The organism is Paraburkholderia hospita, assembly GCF_002902965.1.
Lineage (GTDB): Bacteria > Pseudomonadota > Gammaproteobacteria > Burkholderiales > Burkholderiaceae > Paraburkholderia > Paraburkholderia hospita.
In genome coordinates, this window is sequence record NZ_CP026105.1 from 2,376,932 (window position 1) to 2,391,162 (window position 14,231).

The window sequence follows — 14,231 nt, forward strand, 5'->3', positions numbered from 1 at the left end:
CAGCCAAAGCCTGTCAGGCCGCCTCGCACCACTCAGCCCACGCTTGCCGGAACGCGGCTTCGACGCCCCTTGCAAAGCGCGCGCCGCCCATCAGCGGTGAAAGCTCCATCCGCTGCCGCAATCCGGAGCGCAATGTTCGGAGTCTCGTCTGATCGAGCGCCAGTTGCGTCGCGATCTTCACGAACGCTTCGTCCGATTCGGCGGCAAGTTCGGGCAGACCGAGGTTCGCAAGCAACGCATACCCGCCACGACTGATGGGCGTACTTCCGACGCGGGTAACAACGGGCACCCCCATCCAGAGTGCGTCGAGACTCGTTGTATGCCCGTTGCAAGGAAAGGTATCGAGTGCAACGTCGATTCGATGGTAGGTTCGCAAATAATCCTCACGCGCCTGCATGTCGACGAACTGCAGACGTGAACGGTCCACACCGTTCGCCTCAAATTTTGCAGAGACCCGTTCGCGCGCATCGCCCTCCGCCACCCAAAGAATCATCCGCGCATCCGGAACATTTGCGATCACATTCGCCCAAAGTGCAATCGCACGATCAGTTAGTTTCGCCGGGTTGTTCAGACAGCCGAACGTGACCGTGCCCGCTTCATCAGCGGGTAAAGGATTGACAACAGGTTCCGTGTCCAATGGGTCGTAGCACCAGAACGTGTCCGGCAAACGGATTGAGCGTTCGGTGTAGCGACTATCCGCATCCGGCACGCTGGGCGGATCGAGCCATGGGTCCGTCAACCGGTAGCCGATCGCCGCGCTGCCCGTTGTGCCGGGATAGGCAAGCCACGCGATCTGCACAGGAGCAGGACGCCGCGCGAACAGCAGCGGCCGACCGCCCGACATGTGCATGGTCAGATCGACGAGGATATCGATCCGATCCTCCATGATGATCGTCGCAAGCTGGCTGTCGTCGAGATCGGCTACATTCCGCCAGACGTCCGCGTGCACCGACAGATGATGTGAGACGTTATCGTGTTCACGAACGCTGGAATAACAGTAGATTTCAAATGCGCTGTGATCATGATTGCCCAGCAGCGGCATCGTGAAAAATGATTGACAGTGGTAGCGGAAATCCGGTGACACGTAGCCAATGCGCAGGCGACGATTCGTCGAGCGCTCGTTGTGATATTGAACGTCGTGAACGAGGTATGCTGTCTCGAAACGACGCGAAAAGCGCTCGCACTCTTTCAATATCTCGTAACCGTCGTCGCACATAAACGGAAGCATGTAGACGAGGTTACTATGCGCACGAATATGATCCGGGTCGGCTTCGATAGACCGGCGATATGACCACAGCCCATCGTCAATGTCGCCGGAATTCTTGGCAAGAAGGATATTGCCAAGGTTGTTGTACATGTCGGCGGTTCGGGCGCCCTCGTGGATGGCCCGCCTGGCGAGCCGTTCGGCTTCGTCGAACCGGCGGCACACGTGCAACAAGAGGATCAGGTTGTGCAACGCGTGAGTAAAATCCGGATCGAGCTTCAACGCGTGCCGCAGCAATGCCTCGGCCTCGGCAAGCCGCCCGGTGTTGAGCAGCAGACCTCCGAGATTCGAATACCCGACCCCAAGATCAGGTTGGAGTTCGATAACTCGTCGGTATTCATGTTCGGCGTCGGCGATGCGCCCGCATTCTTCGAGCAAATTGCCGAGGTCGTTGTACACATCAGCGGATTCATGTCCCAGCTCGATCACCGCACGCAACTGTTCAATTGCTTCAACCTTACGACCGGTTTCAATCAATATTCTCTTCAGGTTAACGCGCGCATGCACAGAGTTGGGATCACTATTCAGTGCTTCACGATATTCTATTTCTGCTGCGTCCAGTCGGCCCGTCTCGTACAACAGACGCGCCAGGTTACGGCGTGCCACAGCAAGGCTGGGATTGACTTCCAGAGCGCGTCGAAGCGATTCCTCCGCTTGCGGATAGCGCTTCTGCGCCTTTAGTGCAAGTGCGAGATCAGAGTGGAATGTTGCCTCGTTTCGCTCTATAAGCGCAAATCGAATGAACGGCTCCGCAGCCTCGGGGTTTCCCGCGTCGAGTTCGATGATACCTAGTAGGTGGTTTGCGCCTGCGTGTCCTGGGGCCGTTGCCAATATCTGTTTGCATAAGGCGGCGGACTCTGCATCGTGATCCGCCGAATAGGCCGCGAGCGCGGTCGAATAAAGATCGTGAAATTCGTCGTTTAGGCACATCTGAAACTGCTTCTAAAGCATAGCAATGAATAATTCGGAACGTTTGATTTCGGCGATGTACGTGAGCGCAACGCAACCCTATTAGATCGCCCTATCTCCAGCACTCACTCCCGGACACACGATGCGCACGCGCTCAGACGCGATATCGGAAATGACTGGAGTCAAATCTGCCAGCGTCGAATGACGAAACAATTTTGCGACCGGGCCACACAAAATCAAGCGCTCGCTCGGCCTGCAGACCTTCGGATAAGCTGCGCTCGCGTCGCGTCGTCGCTCTGCTCACACATCATCGATACGTAAGAGACTCAAGCAAACGATCCGACAAGGGAATAGAAGTGCTTACGCCTTCCAAAAACAGAATGGTGATGCAATTTACCCAATCATGTTTTACAAAAATTGCCTGGAAGTCCCATCTAGCCGTTGCGCACGGAATTACCGTGCGCAACGTAGACTAAGCTTTAGTGGTGTGAAACACCAAGCACATTTTGAGGCGAATCAGTCAATGAGTACGTTGCCAACGGAGCAAACCCCGTCGAACTTTCAACGCCATAGGCAGCCATTGCGGAGACGAGCTGGTTTGCACTCCCTTGCTCGGTACCTGCGTTAGCAAATGCCGTAGACACACCTAGCATCAACCCCGTATCTCGCAATGTTGTCCATGTCGCAGCACCCGACGCATCAATGTATTCGATCTGCGTTCCGGAACTCACGCCAGACCTTGTCGCTACATTCCCGTTGCCAAGCTGTACCGACAGGACGCCTCCTGTCAGCGTCGCGCCGCCAGGAACAACACCGCCCTTCAGGAGAATCGTCCCGTCCATGTTCTCGGTCAGCGAACCCGAAGAGGTGACAATCTCCATGGATGCGTCATCGAGCGTGATTGCATTGCCTGAACCTTCCAGGTTCAGCGTGTGCCCGCCCCAGGCTCCGCCAATGATCTGGTTGTTGTTCCCGCGTACCGTGGCTGAAACGCCAGCAAGGTTGATGGTGTCGCCATTCGCGTACACCATGTCAGCGTTCCCCCAGAGCTCGAGGGAGTCGCCGCCCTGGGTGGCATAAACGGTCGAACCGTTACCATTTTCTATCAATCGCCCATTCGCACCAAGGGTGATCGTATTGCCATCACCCGAGTCCCCGACAGTACTGCTGGCCCCAACCGTCACGCTATTGCCCGTCCCGGATATGCTTGCGCTTACGCTCGCCCCACCCGAAACCGTATTGTTGTTGCCGGTCACCGTGGCGCTTCCCGAACCGCTCTCGAGAATCACGTAGTCCGAGGAACCGTTCAGGTTTAACGATGCACCGCTGAGGACGTCGAGAATCGAATTGCTCATCGTCGCCTTCACGCCAGCCGTCACCTGATACATGTTCCCCCCGACGCGCACCAGGTTCGTATCGGTGAGCGTGCTCCATGTCGCAGCACCCGACGCATCAATGTATTCGATCTGCGTTCCGGAACTCACGCCAGACCTTGTCGCTACATTCCCGTTGCCAAGCTGTACCGACAGGACGCCTCCTGTCAGCGTCGCGCCGCCAGGAACAACACCGCCCTTCAGGAGAATCGTCCCGTCCATGTTCTCGGTCAGCGAACCCGAAGAGGTGACAATCTCCATGGATGCGTCATCGAGCGTGATTGCATTGCCTGAACCTTCCAGGTTCAGCGTGTGCCCGCCCCAGGCTCCGCCAATGATCTGGTTGTTGTTCCCGCGTACCGTGGCTGAAACGCCAGCAAGGTTGATGGTGTCGCCATTCGCATACACCATGTCACCGTTCCCCCAAAGCTCGAGGGAGTCGCCACCCTGGGTGGCATAAACGGTCGAACCGTTACCATTTCCTATCAATCGCCCATTCGCACCAAGGGTGATCGTATTGCCATCACCCGAGTCCCCGACAGTACTGCTGGCCCCGACCGTCACGCTATTGCCCGTCCCGGATATGCTTGCGCTTACGCTCGCCCCACCCGAAACCGTATTGTTGTTGCCGGTCACCGTGGCGCTTCCCGAACCGCTCTCGAGAATCACGTAGTCCGAGGAACCGTTCAGGTTTAACGATGCACCGCTGAGGACGTCGAGAATCGAATTGCTCATCGTCGCCTTCACGCCAGCCGTCACCTGATACATGTTCCCCCCGACGCGCACCAGGTTCGTATCGGTGAGCGTGCTCCATGTCGCAGCACCCGACGCATCAATGTATTCGATCTGCGTTCCGGAACTCACGCCAGACCTTGTCGCTACATTCCCGTTGCCAAGCTGTACCGACAGGACACCTCCTGTCAGCGTCGCGCCGCCAGGAACAACACCGCCCTTCAGGAGAATCGTCCCGTCCATGTTCTCGGTCAGCGAACCCGAAGAGGTGACAATCTCCATGGATGCGTCATCGAGCGTGATTGCATTGCCTGAACCTTCCAGGTTCAGCGTGTGCCCGCCCCAGGCTCCGCCAATGATCTGGTTGTTGTTCCCGCGTACCGTGGCTGAAACGCCAGCAAGGTTGATGGTGTCGCCATTCGCATACACCATGTCACCGTTCCCCCAAAGCTCGAGGGAGTCGCCACCCTGGGTGGCATAAACGGTCGAACCGTTACCATTTCCTATCAATCGCCCATTCGCACCAAGGGTGATCGTATTGCCATCACCCGAGTCCCCGACAGTACTGCTGGCCCCGACCGTCACGCTATTGCCCGTCCCGGATATGCTTGCGCTTACGCTCGCCCCACCCGAAATCGTATTGTTGTTGCCGGTCACAGTGGCGCTTCCCGAACCGCTCTCGAGAATCACGTAGTCGGATGAACCCGTCAGGCTCAGCGACGCGCCACTGACGACATCAAACTTCGCGTCGTCCATTGAAGCGGAAACATTGGGTTCTGTAATGTAATAGGTCAATGTGTTGCTCATATCTACTCCCATATTGAGTCGAGCATGGACATACCGAACTGCGTTTCCAGTTCGGACTTAAGGAAGCACTGCCATAACGGCAAAGCCTCTTCAATCACGTATTCAACAAACCGTTTCGCACGGGCCTCATCCAGTCGAACGCCCCAGCCGCGTCATTCAATGCCCTCACGCCTCAGTCTTCCGAGCTTCGAAGCCAGCTCAACCCGCGCGTTATCCCAATCCGCCAGCGCCTGAACCCGCCGCTGTTTCGCATTAGCCAACGCTGCCTGCGTATTCATCAGTTCGAGAATGTTCCCCACCCCCGCGTCATACCGATGCCGCGCCGCCTCCCACGAACGCTGCGCAATCACGAGCAGATTCGCGCTGTTCTCCGCGTTCTTGGTCGCACCCGTCAGCGTCTGGTAGCTACTCCACACATCCAGCGCGACCTGCCGCTTCGCATCGTCGAACGCATCCTCCTGCCGCTCCGCCTGCGCCCGTGCCTGAGCGATCTGGTAGTGCCGTCCGAACCCCTCGAACAGCGGAATGCTTACCTGCACGCCGACGTACGCGTCATGGCCCGTCGCCGGATAAGTGGCCAGCCCCAGCCCGAGACTCTGCGGCTGGTTGTTGTGGCTGTATTTCGCCACCAGGCTGATGCTCGGCAGACCTTGCGCGCGCGTCTGCGAAACCTTCGCGAGAGCAGCCTCGTACTGCGCCTGCGCGGCGCGCACCGAAGGATGCGTGATCTGCACATCGCGGATCAGCTGTTCAACCGACGTGCTGAACGTCCTGTCCGTTCGCGCATCCTCCGTGACGGGTGGCACCTCAAGCGGCATACCCGGATCGAGGTTCATGTCGGACGCGAGGGTACCCAGCGCGGTCTGCGCATCGCTTTCGGCCTTCGTCAGACTGAACACAGCCTGCTCGTGCTGGGTCTGCGCCTGCAGTGCATCTGTGACGGGTGCGACGCCCCTGACTGCGCGCATCTGTGCCGCCAGCATGCTTCTGTGGGTCATCTGCTCCACTTCGTGCGCCGCTTCCAGCTCGCCCATCGCCGCTTGCACTGCGTAGTAATCCTTAGCGGTCGATGCAAAAAAATTCTGTAGCGTGGCGTCCTGCGTGGCGCGCGCCGCTTCGAGCAGTCCGTTTGCGTTCTTCAGCGCCGCCTCGCGGCCACCAAAGTCGAACAACATCCAGTTCAGGTTCACGCTTGCCGAACGCACGGTTGCCGCGATATCCGAACTCAGCGCCGGATGATCCTCTATGTTGGACACCGAGTTCTCCCGCATGCCCTGCCAGTTGCCCGAAACCGTCGGCAGATACGCGGCGCGCGCGACACCAACGCCCGCTGCCTCGGCCTTCACGGCGGCCCACGCCTCGCGTGTCTTCGGGTTGTTGCACAACGTCCGTTCGACCGCCTCGGCGAGCCTTAACGGCCGGCCTGGCATCCTGTCGAACTGGCAGACCGTCACCATCGAACCGGCGGCCGTGGCAGAAATGTCCTGTTCTGCGCGCAGCACGTCGAACGCATGGGCGGTCCCGTTCATCGCGGCAAGGCTTGCCAGCACCATGATCCGCGTCTTCCGTCTAGCGTTCACGCATGCTCTCCCTTGCCGTCTGCAACAGCGGATCGAGGAAATAGCCGATCACACTGCGTCTGCCTGTACGAATGTCAGCCGTCACTGCCATGCCCGGCGTGAGCGTGATCCATCGGTTGTCGATGTGGATGCGGTTCGTCTCCAGACGGATACGCACCGGAAACGTCAGCCCGAGCTTTTTGTCCTGCACGGCGTCGTTCGAAACGCTGGCGATGGTGCCGTTCAGAAATCCGTAACGGGTATATGGAAACGCTTCGATCTTCACCGCAACTCGCTGGCCAACGGACACAAATCCAATGTCCCTGTTCTGCAGGCGTGCTTCGACTTCGAGCGCATCGTCGGGCACGATCTCCATCAACGATTGCGCCGTCGTCACCACACCGCCCAGCGTATGCACGGAAAGCTGCTGCACCGTGCCTGCGACGGGTGCCGTGAGGCTCAGCAGTGTCTGGCGGATCTGGGCCTTGGATTCGTCGTCGCGGCTTTGCGTCAGTTGTTGCGTAGCTTTTTCCAGTTCGTCGAGCTGGTCGTGACGGAACTTCGAGGCAGCCGCTTCGACCTGTGCCCGCTGTTCGGCGATGGCCGCCGCCAGTTCAGTCGCGTGGCTGCGCTGCGCGGCCAGTTCATGCTCCTTGTCGAGCGCGTTCTGCTCCTTGTCCAGATAGTCGTTGCGCGCGACATAGCGTTCGGCGACCAGCGCCCGGTAGGCGTCGGCCTGCTGGCGCGCGAGCGGCGCAGTCGCCACGAGCCTCGCGATCTCCGCACGCGTGCTGTCCAGTTCCGCCTGGCGCTTGAGCAGTTCTGCACGCGCACTGTCGCACAGGGCGCGGTATTCGAGCCACGCACCTTCGGCGTGGCGTTGCGCGTCCTGCATGCGTGCATCGGGCGCATCGTCGACGTGCGCGACGACAGGCGCACCGTTGTCGCGTTGCGCAGCGAGCAACGCGTTCGCACGCGCCGCAGCCAGTGCTGCGTCGAGGCGCGACGAGCGGGCCTTGTCGGCGTCGGCAGCCGCCTGCGTCGTGTCCAGTTTCATGAGCAGCTGCCCGGCGGCCACTCGCTCACCGTCGCGTACCCGAATCTCGCGCACCACACCCGTGATCGCCGGCTGGATCGTCTTGACACGTGCATTCGGAATGAACTGGCCGTTCGCCGTCACCACGATATCCAGCCGGCCAAATACGCCAATCAGCAGCGTGATCGCGGTGAGCAGGACGAGCACACGGATCGTCCAGCGTGGCGCGGGATGAACGGGCGTCTCAACGAGTTCCAGTTCGGCGGGCAGGAAGGCAAGCTGATCCGCGTCGCGTGGCGGCCGTTCCAGTTGCTCGCGCATGTCCCAAACAGCGCGCCATACGGCGAGATAGCGCCGGGCCAGGTCGACGCCCGCCTGAAGCTTCATCAGTCGCATGGTCAGCTATCCTGCAGTGAAACGAGGTGCGCGTAGTAGCCGCCGTGGCGCAGCAGCGAATCGTGATCACCCTGTTCGACGATGCGTCCATGATCCATCGCGATGATGCGGTCCGAATGGCGTACCGCGCTCAAACGGTGCGCGATGATGATGACCGTGCGCCCCGCGCAGATTGCCTTCATGTTGTCGCGGATGATGCGTTCGGTCTCGAAGTCGAGCGCACTCGTCGCCTCGTCGAAGATGAGGATGCGCGGATTGGTCAGCAGCGCACGGGCAATCGCCAGACGCTGGCGCTGTCCGCCCGACAGGTTGCCGCCGTGCTCGCCGACCACCGTGTCATAGCCTTCTGGCAACTCGCAGATGAACTGATGCGCGCCCGCCATCTTCGCTGCGTGCATCACCGCATCGAGCGGCGCGCCCGGATCGGTCAGCGCGATGTTCTCGCGCACGGAGCGGTTGAACAGCAGGTTCTCCTGTAGCACGACACCAACCTGTCTGCGCAGCCACGCCGGATCGGCCAGCGCCAGATCCTGACCGTCGATGCGGACCATGCCCTGCTCAGGAATGTAGAGCCGCTGTAAAAGCTTCGTAAGCGTGCTCTTGCCCGACCCCGAGCGGCCGACGATGCCGATGACCTGACCCGCGCGGATATCAAACGAGATGCCGTCGATGACGGGCGGTCCGTCGGGACGATAGCGGAAGCGGATTTTCTCGAACTGGATGTCGCCGCGAATGGGCGGCAAGGCCTGGCGCGTCTGCGGCAGTTCGGTGCGCGTGTTCAGAATGTCGCCGAGGCGCAGCATCGATATGCCGATCTGCTGGAAGTCCTGCCATAGCTGCGCGAGACGCAGGACAGGCGCGCTCACGCGCTGGGACATCATATTGAAGGCGACCAGTTCGCCGACGCTCAGCCGTCCGTCGATCACGAGCCGCGCGCCGATAAAGAGCGTGCCTAGCATGACCAGCTTGCCGACCAGCTGGATCAGTTGCTGACCGAGGTTACCCAACTGGTTGACGCGAAAGCCAGCGCTGACATAGGCGGCGAGCTGCGACTCCCAGCGCCGGATGAATTGCGGCTCGACGGCCATTGCCTTGAGCGTCTCGACGCCCGAAACCGATTCGACGAGAAACGACTGGTTATCCGCGCCACGAGCGAATTTCTCGTTCAGCCGCGAGCGGAATGCCGGGACAAGCAGCGCGGACACCGCGCCATAGACTGGCAGCGAGCCGACGACCAGCAGCGTCAGCCATACGCTGTACATGCACATCACGCCCAGGAAGACAAAGGAGAAAAGCAGGTCGATCACCGCAGTAAGTGCCTGACCCGTCAGAAAATTGCGGATGTTCTCCAGTTCCCGCACCCGTGCAACCGTGTCGCCGACGCGGCGCGCCCCGAAATAGCCAAGCGGCAGCGCCACCAGATGGCGGAACAGGCGCGCACCGAGTTCGACGTCGATACGGTTCGTCGTATGGGAAAACACGTAGTTGCGCAGACCTGTAAGCGCCACTTCGAATACCGACGCAACCAGTAGCGTAATGCATACGACATTCAGCGTACTGTAGGTGCGGTTGACCAGCACCTTGTCCATGACGACCTGGAACATCAACGGTGACACCAGGCCGAACAGCTGCAGCACCAGCGACACGCCTAGCACTTCGAGTAGCAGCTTACGGTATCGGACGATGGCGGGAATGAACCACGAAAAGTCGAAACGCGCCAGCTCGCCTGCCAGCGAGGCGCGCGAGGCGAAGAGCAGCATCTGCCCGTTGCTGCGCACGACGATTTCTTCGAGAGGTCTGACGGCAGGCGTTGCGCTTCCCGACTCCAGTATCAACGCAGTTTTGCCATCGGTTTTTGCAAGGATGAAATGATCGCCGTTGCGGTCGAGCATGAGTGCGGGCAGCGGCGTGGCGCCGAGCGTTTCCGCCCGCAAAGAAACGACACGCGCCTTCAATCCTAGGCTACGCGCCGACAACACCAGATCCTTCTCGCCGAATCGCCCGGAAACGGTCGCTGCAGCGTGTCTAAGTTGCGCGGCGTCGGCGGCGATGTTGTGAAAGCGAGCAATTGTCACAAGTGCCGAAAGCCCCGGATCTTCCAACGATTTTATTTTGCTATCCTGATTATTAATCATGAAAAAATGGAAAGATTGTTCCTGAAGCGACTGCCGGACTCTAATTCGGTCCCTGCCTAATGGCGGAATACGACAGCGAGACACGCCAGTTTAATAGAACCCTAATTTGAGAGGAACTGAGATTAGTCAAAAATGCTAACGATCAGATCTTTGTAAGATTAAAGAAATATATTGAAATGATGTTGAAAGATAGCGCCCACTCTTGACTCCAGATCAAGATTGATTTGAAACCAACCCACTTTTTGCAAAGCTCGCCCGCCTCCATACTCAAGTCATTCCCAGTTTCCCCTCAAAGGAGAACGTCTTGAACATCTTCATCACTGGCGCAAGCGGTTTTATCGGTGGATCGATTGCGGCGGGTCTCGTGCGCGCGGGCCATCGCGTGACGGGCCTGATTCGCAACCAGGAGCATGCGGCTGAACTGAAGCGCCTCGGCATCGAGCCTGTCGTCGGCACGCTCGACGACCGCAATCTGCTGATCGCCCAAGCCAAAGCCGCCGACGGCGTCATCAATGCGGCGAGCAGCGACCATCGCGGCGCGGTGGAAGCGTTGATCGAAGGCCTCGAAGGCTCCGGCAAGCCGTTTCTGCATACGAGCGGTTCGAGCATCGTCGGCGATGCATCGGGCGGTGAGCGCGGCGACGCGAAGATCTACACGGAAGACGCGCTACCCGAGCCGACGGCAGACAAGGCGCCGCGTGTCGCAATCGACGACCTCGTGCTCGACGCGGCAAAACGCGGCATCCGCTCGTCGGTGCTATGCAACACGCTGATCTACGGGCATGGTGCCGTCAAAGGCAGCGCGAGCGTGCAACTGCCACGACTCGTACGTCAGGCGCAAAAGAGCGGCATCGTCCGGCATGTGGGCAGCGGCGGCAACATCTGGTCGAACGTGTTCATCGACGACGTGGTCGAGCTGTACCGGCTCGCGCTCGACAAGAGCCCGGCGGGCACGTTCTATTTCGTCGAAAGCGGCGAAGCGTCGTTCCGCGAGATGACGGACGCAATCGCCAAAGCGATGCACCTCGGACCGGCGCAAGACTGGCCGCTCGATCAGGCGATCGACGAATGGGGCTACGAAATGGCGTCGTATGGTCTAGGCTCGAACAGCCGCGTGCGCGGCACTCGCGCACGCAAACTGCTCGACTGGCAGCCGACGCACACGTCGGTGATCGAATGGATCGAAAGCGACATGATGAAAGACGCGTAAAACACGCGTCGAACCGCGCATAGAACGTTGGCCAGCGCACACGTTGTAAGCAAGGCTGTTGCGTATCCGTAAGCTCGCATCGCTAGAATCGGCGATGTTCGATCAGGTTGATGACAACCTCGATCTTTCGGCTCGAGCCCGGATCATTCAATGTTGCTTGCACTCAATTTCGACTGGCTGACCAATCTGCTCGCGATTCTTTTCGTGGTCGCGTGCCTGTACGACTCGCGCTACGACGAGTACGGCACGCTGACGCTCGCGTCGGGCGCGATGGGCCTGATCGTGATGGGCATCCAGGAGTTTCTCAGGCCCGCATTCGAAATGTCGCTTTGAACGCGGGACTCGCTCGCGTCGGCGTGATGCCATTCGACGCCTGAGAGCACATCACTTGTGTGCCACTTCATGACAGCAGGCTCCCGTGCCCTGCTGTTCCTGCGCTAGCGTCTTGCCCGTTGCGCCGTCTTCATAGCTGTCGTGACGGCGCAGCCAGCCCATCATCTTGTTCTCATCCTCATCACGGCCCTTCGGCACGAAATCGAGCAGCGTATAGCTGCCGATCAGCGGCTCGCCGCCGCGACCATACGACGAGAACGTGCGAAAGATCTCGCCCTTGTCGTTCCGATAGAACACGCTCATGCCGGGCAGTTCGTCGCACGCATAGTCCTGCGTCTCGAAGTTGTAGACGACCTTGCCATGCGCTTCCTGCTCCGGCGTGAACGACACGTCGAAGTCGTAATTGAAGTCGCTGCCGAACGACGACACCCATGGGAACTGCCATCCCATGCGTGTTTTGTACGCATCGATTTTCTCGAGCGTCGCGCGCGAAACAGCGACATACGTCACGTCGCGGTGCGCGAGATGCACGAGCGCGCCGTCGATGTGATCCGACAGAAACGAGCAGCCGGGACAGCCCTGCTCCCAATCAGGCCCTAGCATGAAGTGATAGACGATCAACTGGCTGCGTCCCGCGAACAGATCGGCAAGCGTCTTCGTGCCTTCGCGCGTATCGAAGGTGTAGGTCTTGTCGATCTTCATCCACGGCAGCGCCTGACGCTTCTTCACAAGCGCGTCACGGGCGCGCGTAAAAGCCTTTTCCTCCGCGAGATGCGCGCGTTGCGCGGCGAGCCATGCTTCGCGTGAAACGATCTTGTGCTCTTCCATCTGCTCCTCCAGTTGTGCGGCCGTATCGCTCTTTGCAAGCGGTCGCAGCCTTCACGAGAAATAGCGTTCGAGTCCGTCGAGCGCTTCCGTCCACCCGCCGCGATGTGCGTCGCGCGCGGCTTCATCGAAGAACTGTTCGTGCGTGAGGGTGAGCCATGTGCCGTCGCCATCGGCTTTCAGCGAAAATGTGATGATGGACTCACGTTCCGGCGTCGAGCGGAATGCCCAGCTATAGACGAGCTTTTCGTTGATCGCGACTTCGCGGAACATGCCGCTCACGTCATGCTCTTCGCCGTCGGGCGCGCGCATGATCATGTGAAAGCGGCCGCCCACCTTCAACTCCATCTCCGAGAGGATCACGTCGCAGCCGCCGGGATGCAGCCACTTCACGATCTGCTGCGGGTCGGTCCACGCACTGAAGACTTTTTCCGGGGACGCCTTGATGTGTCGCTGGAGCGTGAGACTGGGGCGGGCGGACATGACGGCTCCTCCACATAGGTGGCCAGTTGATCGAGTGCTTCGGACCAGAACTGCTGATAGCGCTGCAGCCATGACATGGCGTGTTCCATCGGCGCGGCGGACAGACGGCATGCGACTGTGCGGCCCGTCTTGGTGCGCGTGATGAGGCCCGCGTCGGCCAGCACGTCGAGATGCTTCATGACCGCTGGCAGAGACATGGCGAAAGGTTCTGCGAGTTTGGAGACTGATACGTCTCCCCTTTCCGATAGACGTGCGAGTAGCGCGCGGCGGGTTGGATCCGCTAACGCGGCGAACGTGCGATCAAGGTCTTGTAACTTAACCATGAGGTTAAGTGTAGGTCGGTGGGGGGATGTGTCAAGGGTTTGGTTTTTTTGCCGCTTCGCGGGAGGCGCGTTCGCGATTGAGTTGGTCTTTTTCTGCTTTCGCTGGTGGTGGCTTTGCCGCGAGAGGTTCTTTGCCTTTGCCTTTGTGGTGGCATCCGCGAAGCGGTGTTTGCTGCGCATGCGGTTTGGTTTTTTTGCTTTTTTGCTTTTTTGCTTTTTTGCTGGCATCCGCGCTATGCCTTCGTACTTCACGCGTCGCCCCTGTCCGGGGCGGCACCTACTTTTCTTTGCCGCCGCAAAGAAAAGTAGGCAAAAGAAAGCGGCTAACACCCCCAGTTCTAGTTCTTGCCTGAGGGCCCCCAACCGGTCCCACGCTTCACACGGCAACGCCTTTGTTCGCGTGCGTTGCCAACGCGTTCTCTGCACGCCTCACCCGCTTCATGTACCCGCGTCGCAGCACGCTGTGCCAGATAGTCCTCCGCCGCCCAGGTGGCAAACTGTGTGTCGGCTTTCGCGCCGTACGCGCATCACTCCGGACTGGGAAGCAAGGTTGGTGTTTCTGGTAAGAGCACTAACCTGTGCGGTACGACAACCTACACACAGTTTGCCACCTGGGCGGCAGAAACCATTCGCTGCCGCCAGCCGTTGTGCGGGCGTCTGGAGCGGGTGAGGCATCTGATCGAAGCGTTGGCAACGTGCAGGCGATAGCGCGTTGCCGCATGAAGGACGGGGCCGTTGGGGGCCCTCAGGCAGGAAGAAGATCTGGCGGTGTTAGCCGCTTTCTTTTGCCTACTTTTCTTTGCGGCGGCAAAGAAAAGTAGGTGCCGCCCCGCACAGGGGCAACGC

General features: G+C 59.6%; 10 protein-coding genes. 2 read left to right on the forward strand and 8 right to left on the reverse strand.

What is annotated here, in order from left to right:
- Positions 1-13: 13 nt before the first annotated feature.
- From C2L64_RS10770 to C2L64_RS10790, 5 genes are all read right to left on the reverse strand, one after another.
- Positions 14-2,194 (reverse strand): O-linked N-acetylglucosamine transferase family protein, encoded by a 2,181-nt coding sequence (locus tag C2L64_RS10770; protein WP_063717378.1) that lies wholly within the window; start codon positions 2,192-2,194, stop codon positions 14-16.
- Positions 2,195-2,652: 458 nt separating this feature from the next.
- Positions 2,653-5,085: a beta strand repeat-containing protein gene (locus C2L64_RS10775; RefSeq protein WP_158660504.1), complete on the reverse strand. Its 2,433-nt coding sequence runs from the start codon at positions 5,083-5,085 to the stop codon at positions 2,653-2,655.
- Between the two features lie 152 nt (positions 5,086-5,237).
- Positions 5,238-6,665, reverse strand: coding sequence for a TolC family protein (locus C2L64_RS10780; RefSeq protein ID WP_039903098.1), 1,428 nt, complete (start codon positions 6,663-6,665; stop codon positions 5,238-5,240).
- Positions 6,655-8,076 carry an HlyD family type I secretion periplasmic adaptor subunit gene (locus tag C2L64_RS10785; protein ID WP_009771596.1) on the reverse strand — a complete coding sequence of 474 codons (1,422 nt, stop codon included), beginning with the start codon at positions 8,074-8,076 and terminating at the stop codon, positions 6,655-6,657. The genes C2L64_RS10780 and C2L64_RS10785 overlap by 11 nt, the downstream gene beginning before the upstream one ends.
- Before the next feature lie 2 nt (positions 8,077-8,078).
- Positions 8,079-10,211, reverse strand: a complete 2,133-nt coding sequence (locus tag C2L64_RS10790) for a type I secretion system permease/ATPase (protein WP_039903093.1) — start codon at positions 10,209-10,211, stop codon at positions 8,079-8,081.
- A 304-nt stretch (positions 10,212-10,515) separates the two neighbouring features.
- On the opposite strand from C2L64_RS10790, the gene C2L64_RS10795 reads away from it, so the two are divergent.
- Together C2L64_RS10795 and C2L64_RS10800 are read left to right on the forward strand one after the other, a co-directional pair.
- Positions 10,516-11,421: an NAD-dependent epimerase/dehydratase family protein gene (locus C2L64_RS10795; RefSeq protein ID WP_009771594.1), complete on the forward strand. Its 906-nt coding sequence runs from the start codon at positions 10,516-10,518 to the stop codon at positions 11,419-11,421.
- A 150-nt stretch (positions 11,422-11,571) separates the two neighbouring features.
- The gene (locus C2L64_RS10800) at positions 11,572-11,754 is read left to right on the forward strand and encodes a hypothetical protein (RefSeq protein ID WP_007750066.1); all 183 of its coding nucleotides are present in this window, start codon (positions 11,572-11,574) and stop codon (positions 11,752-11,754) included.
- Positions 11,755-11,805: 51 nt separating this feature from the next.
- Here the strand turns inward: C2L64_RS10800 and C2L64_RS10805 are convergent, their stop codons facing one another.
- Genes C2L64_RS10805 through C2L64_RS56075 form a run of 3 tightly spaced genes read right to left on the reverse strand, consistent with a single transcriptional unit; the run spans position 11,806 to position 13,637 of the window.
- Entirely contained in the window at positions 11,806-12,582 is a 777-nt protein-coding gene (locus tag C2L64_RS10805) for a DUF899 domain-containing protein (RefSeq protein ID WP_009771593.1), read from the reverse strand.
- A 51-nt stretch (positions 12,583-12,633) separates the two neighbouring features.
- Positions 12,634-13,062, reverse strand: a complete 429-nt coding sequence (locus C2L64_RS10810; protein ID WP_009771592.1) for an SRPBCC family protein — start codon at positions 13,060-13,062, stop codon at positions 12,634-12,636.
- Positions 12,969-13,637: an ArsR/SmtB family transcription factor gene (locus tag C2L64_RS56075; RefSeq protein ID WP_322789421.1), complete on the reverse strand. Its 669-nt coding sequence runs from the start codon at positions 13,635-13,637 to the stop codon at positions 12,969-12,971. Before C2L64_RS56075 ends, C2L64_RS10810 begins: the two co-directional genes overlap by 94 nt.
- Positions 13,638-14,231: the final 594 nt, after the last annotated feature.